The following is a 4,689-nucleotide window of genomic DNA, read 5'->3' on the forward strand; positions in this document are numbered from 1 at the left end:
GAGGACATCCCGATCCTCAACTACCTGGTGCCCAAGGAATTCGCCCACGCCAACGGCCGCCTGACCGGCGTGGTCTTCGAGAAGGTGGTCGCGGAATACGATGACCGTGGCCGCCGACGCCTGGTCCCCTCAGGCGAGCCCGATCAGCTCATCGAGTGCGACGACGTGCTGGTGGCGGTGGGCCAGGAGAACGCCTTCCCCTGGATCGAGCGCGACATCGGCATGGAGTTCGACGAGTGGGCGATGCCCAAGGTCGACCCGGTGACCATGCAGTCGACGCTGCCCAACGTGTTCTTCGGCGGCGACGCGGCGTTCGGACCCAAGAACATCATCTGGGCGGTGGCGCACGGGCGCGATGCTGCGATCTCCATCGACCTCTTCTGCCGCGGCGTCGACGTGGCCGACCGACCGTCGCCGGAAGCCATCCTCACCAGCCAGAAGATGGGCATCCACGAGTGGAGCTACGACAACGACATCGCCAACGACCATCGCTATCGCGTGCCGCTGCGCGACAAGGCTGTCGCGCTCAAGGACGTGCGTATCGAGGTGGAGTTGGGCTACGGCCGCGAGATGGCCTATCGCGAGGCGCAGCGCTGCCTGAATTGCGACGTCGAGACGGTGTTCACCGAGCCGCTGTGCATCGAATGCGACGCCTGCGTCGACATCTGCCCGGTCGACTGCATCACCTTCACCGACGACGGCGAGGAGGATGACCTGCGCACCCGGTTGAACGCGCCGGCGCAGAACCTGACCCAGGACATCTACGTCTCCAGCACGCTGAAGACCGGCCGGGTGATGGTCAAGGACGAGGATGTCTGCCTGCACTGCGGGCTGTGCGCGGAACGCTGTCCGTCGGGGGCCTGGGACATGCAGACATTCGCCCGGGAGATGGCGGTGGCCGGCGCGGGAGGCGGGGCATGCCAAAGCCGCTAGAAGCCGTCAACGACTTCGTCGTCAAGTTCGCCAACGTCAACGGTTCAGGCTCGGCCAGCGCCAACGGCCTGTTCGCCAAGTCGATCCTGCGGATGGGCGTGCCGGTGGCGGCGCGCAACATCTTCCCGTCCAACATCCAGGGCCTGCCGACCTGGTTCGAGGTGCGGGTGACCGAGGCCGGACGCCTAGGCCGCCGCGGCGGCGTGGACCTGATGGTCGCCATGAACCCGCAGACCTGGGACCGCGACGTGGCCGAGATCGAGCCCGGCGGCTATCTGTTCTATGATTCCACCAAGCCGATGCCGCCGTCCAAGTTCCGCGCCGACGTGGGCGTGGTCGGCGTCCCGCTGACGGCGATCTGCAACGCCGCCTATTCGATCCCGCGCGAGCGTCAGCTGTTCAAGAACATCGTCTATGTGGGCGCGCTGTCCGGCTTGCTGGGCATCGAGGCGGCGGTGCTGGAGCAACTGCTGGCCGAGCAGTTCGAAGGCCGTGAGCGGCTGATCAAGACCAATGTCGAGGCCCTGCACATGGGGCGCAGCCACGTCGACGAGCACATGAGCAAGCTGGGCCTCCAGGTGCGTCGATCGTCCGAGGTGCGCGATCGCATCTTCGTCGACGGCAACACCGCCGCTGGCCTCGGGGCGGTCTATGGCGGCGCGACGGTTTGCGCCTGGTACCCGATTACGCCTTCGACCTCGCTGGCTGAGGCCTTCACCGGCTTCTGCGAAGACTACCGCACCGATCCGGAGACCGGACGCGCCCGCTACGCCATCGTCCAGGCCGAGGATGAGATCGCCTCGATCGGCATGGTGGTGGGCGCCGGCTGGAACGGGGCCAGGGCCTTCACCTGCACGTCCGGTCCGGGCGTGTCGCTGATGCAGGAGTTCATCGGCCTGTCCTACTTCGCCGAGATTCCGGCGGTGATCTTCGACGTTCAGCGCGGCGGGCCGTCCACCGGCATGCCGACCCGAACGCAGCAGGCCGACCTGATCGGCGCGGCCTACGCCAGTCACGGCGACACCAAGCACCCGATGCTGCTGCCCGCCGATCCCGGCGAGTGCTTCGAGATGGGAACGCTGGCCTTCGATCTGGCGGACCGGCTGCAGACCACGGTTTTCGTCATGCTCGACCTCGACATCGGCATGAACGAGTGGCTGACCGAACCCTTCGCCTGGGACGAAATCCGCAAGCTCGACCGCGGCACGGTGATGACTTTCGACGAACTGGAGGCGGGCCGCGACTTCGGCCGCTACCTCGACGTCGATGGCGACGGGATCCCGTTCCGCACCTATCCGGGCGTCCATCCGACCAAGGGCGGCTATTTCACCCGCGGCACCTCGCGCAACCCCTACGCGCGCTACAGCGAGGAGGGGTCGGTCTACGTCGACAACGTCCAGCGGCTGCTGCGCAAGTTCGAGACCGCCAAAGGCCTGGTCCCGGCCCCGGTGGTCCGGCCCGCCCGGCGGCCGACGCGAGACGGGGTGATCTATTACGGCTCCACGACGCCCTCCATGCACGAGGCGTTGGACGCCCTGGAGGCTCAGGGTCGCGACCTGGACGCGTTGCGCGTGCGCGGCTTCCCGTTCGCCGACGAGATCGAAGCGTTCATCGCCGCACACGAGCGGGTGTTCGTCGTCGAGCAGAACCGCGACGCCCAGCTGCGCATGCTGATCGTCAATGAATGCGGGGTCGATCCCGCCAAGCTGGTGCGGGTGCTGCACTATGACGGCACGCCGATCACCGCGCGGTTCATTGCGGGCGCGATCGGTGCGCTGATGGAGGGCGCGCACGTCGCCGACGCCGCGATCACGGAGGCCGCCGAATGACCTACATCGTCAAGCCGCAGCTGCATCACCCGATGCTGGCGACCAACGGCCTGGGCTACACGCGGCGCGACTACGAAGGCTCGGTCTCGACGCTGTGCGCAGGCTGCGGCCACGACTCGATCTCCGCCTCGATCATCCAGGCCTGCTATGAGCTCGAGCTGCCGCCGCACCGCATCGCCAAGCTTTCGGGTATCGGCTGTTCGTCGAAGACCCCCGACTATTTCCTGGGCGCCTCCCATGGCTTCAACACCGTGCACGGGCGCATGCCCTCGGTGCTGACCGGCGCCAATCTCGCCAACCGCGAGCTGATCTACCTGGGGGTCTCCGGCGACGGCGACTCGGCCTCCATCGGCCTCGGCCAGTTCGCCCACGCGATCCGGCGCGGCGTCAACATGACCTACATCGTCGAGAACAACGGCGTGTACGGCCTGACCAAGGGCCAGTTCTCGGCCACGTCCGACAAGGGCTCGAAGACCAAGAAGGGAGCCGTGAACCACGACTCCGCCATCGACCTGGTGAGCCTGGCCCTGCAGCTCGGCGCGACCTTCGTGGCGCGCAGCTTCTCCGGCGACAAGGCCCAGCTGACCCCGCTGATCAAGGCGGCGCTGGCGCACAAGGGCGCGGCTTTCATCGACTGCATCAGCCCCTGCATCCAGTTCAACAACCACGCCGGTTCGACCAAGGGCTTCGACTATGTGCGGGAGCACAACGAGGCGGTGAACATGCTGGACGTGGTGGTGCCGCGCGAGCCGATCCACGCCGACTACGCGCCAGGCTCAAACACCAAGGTCGCCCAGCACGACGGCTCGATCCTGCATCTGCACAAGCTGGCCGAACACTACGACCCCAGCGATCGGGTCGGCGCGATGTCCTATCTTCAGTCGCGCCAGGCGCTGGGCGAGATCGTCACCGGCCTGCTGTTCATCGACCCTGAGGCGCACGACCTGCACGACAGCCTGGAGACCGTGGACGGGCCGCTGAACGCCCTGGACGACGCCCAACTGATCCCCGGCCAGAACGCGCTCGACCGTCTGAACGCGTCGCTCCGCTAGCGGCGCGTCAGCCGAACGCCTTCTCGCCGGCGGCCGCTGCGAGGTCCGCTTCGCTGAGGCCAAGGATATCGGCCAGAACATCGTGGGTATGCTCGCCCAGCGTCGGCACCGTCGTGCCGGCCTTGACGCCCGCGCCGCTGATCTGGAACGGCGGATTGAGGATTTTGAACGAACCATTGGCGGTCGGGACGTCGGTGAACGAACCGCGGGCCACCGTCTGCGGGTGGTCGAGCACCTCGTGCGGCATCCGATAGATCGCGCATGGAACGCCCGCTGCAGTCATGATCGTGTCGCTTTCCTCGCTGGTGTGCTCGGCGGCCCAGTTGCGCAGCGCTTCGATGATTTCGACCCGGCGCGTCGCGGGCGAAGTCTGGAATTCGGGGTCGCTCAGGATGTCGTCGCGGCCCATTACCTTGAGCGCCTGGCGGTAGGTGATCGGCGAGACCAGCGGGATATTCACATAGCCGTCCTTGGTGGCGTAGGACGGAAAGCCGCCGCTAGGCCACAGGGCGTCGTGTTGGGCCTGCTGGATCTGCATGCCCACCAGCGTCATCATGCTGTCGGCCATGGCCACGTCCACGTGGCTGCCGACGCCGTTGCGCAGGCGGTGCACCAGCGCGGTCTGGATCGCGGAGAAGGCGTAGGCCCCCGGCGACGATATCGGCGATCATCACCCGGTTGTCCGGCGGCGGCGCCTCGCGGTCCGGCAGGCGCGACAGCATCATGTCGAACCCGCTGAAGGCGTGGGCGACCGGCGCGTAGGCGGCGCGTTGCGACAGGGGCCCGGTCTGGCCGAAGCCCGAGATCGAGCAATAGACCGCCTTGGGATTGATCTTGGAGACGGTCTCGTAATCCAGGCCCAGCCGCGCCATCAC

5 protein-coding genes are annotated in these 4,689 nt (G+C 67.1%); 3 read left to right on the forward strand and 2 right to left on the reverse strand.

All coding sequences use genetic code 11. The annotated features are described in order from the left end of the window. The 3 genes from Q8M88_RS11215 to Q8M88_RS11225 form a co-directional block, all read left to right on the forward strand. Positions 1–933 (forward strand): 4Fe-4S dicluster domain-containing protein (locus Q8M88_RS11215; protein ID WP_305597240.1); only part of this gene is annotated, 933 nt, incomplete at its 5' end. Then, a complete protein-coding gene (locus tag Q8M88_RS11220) occupies positions 918–2,762 on the forward strand; it encodes a 2-oxoacid:acceptor oxidoreductase subunit alpha (RefSeq protein WP_305597241.1) in 1,845 nt (614 codons plus the stop codon). The genes Q8M88_RS11215 and Q8M88_RS11220, both read left to right, overlap by 16 nt. Continuing rightward, positions 2,759–3,814 (forward strand): 2-oxoacid:ferredoxin oxidoreductase subunit beta, encoded by a 1,056-nt coding sequence (locus Q8M88_RS11225; protein ID WP_305597242.1) that lies wholly within the window; start codon positions 2,759–2,761, stop codon positions 3,812–3,814. The genes Q8M88_RS11220 and Q8M88_RS11225 overlap by 4 nt, the downstream gene beginning before the upstream one ends. Positions 3,815–3,821: 7 nt before the next feature. On the opposite strand, the gene Q8M88_RS11230 is transcribed toward Q8M88_RS11225, so the two are convergent. Together Q8M88_RS11230 and Q8M88_RS11235 are read right to left on the reverse strand one after the other, a co-directional pair. Beyond that, on the reverse strand, positions 3,822–4,427 hold the full coding sequence (locus Q8M88_RS11230) for a CoA transferase (RefSeq protein ID WP_305597243.1): 606 nt from the start codon (positions 4,425–4,427) through the stop codon (positions 3,822–3,824). After that, positions 4,312–4,689: CoA transferase (locus Q8M88_RS11235; RefSeq protein WP_305597244.1), on the reverse strand; the 378-nt coding region annotated here is incomplete at its 5' end. The genes Q8M88_RS11230 and Q8M88_RS11235, both read right to left, overlap by 116 nt.

This window comes from Phenylobacterium sp., assembly GCF_030693805.1.
GTDB lineage: Bacteria > Pseudomonadota > Alphaproteobacteria > Caulobacterales > Caulobacteraceae > Phenylobacterium.

What these genes read in the sequence shown, in the direction of transcription:
- Q8M88_RS11220 (WP_305597241.1), top strand. Translation starts at nt 918, where the DNA reads ATGCCAAAGCCGCTAGAAGCCGTCAACGACTTCGTCGTCAAGTTCGCC.
- Q8M88_RS11225 (WP_305597242.1), top strand. Translation starts at nt 2,759, where the DNA reads ATGACCTACATCGTCAAGCCGCAGCTGCATCACCCGATGCTGGCGACC.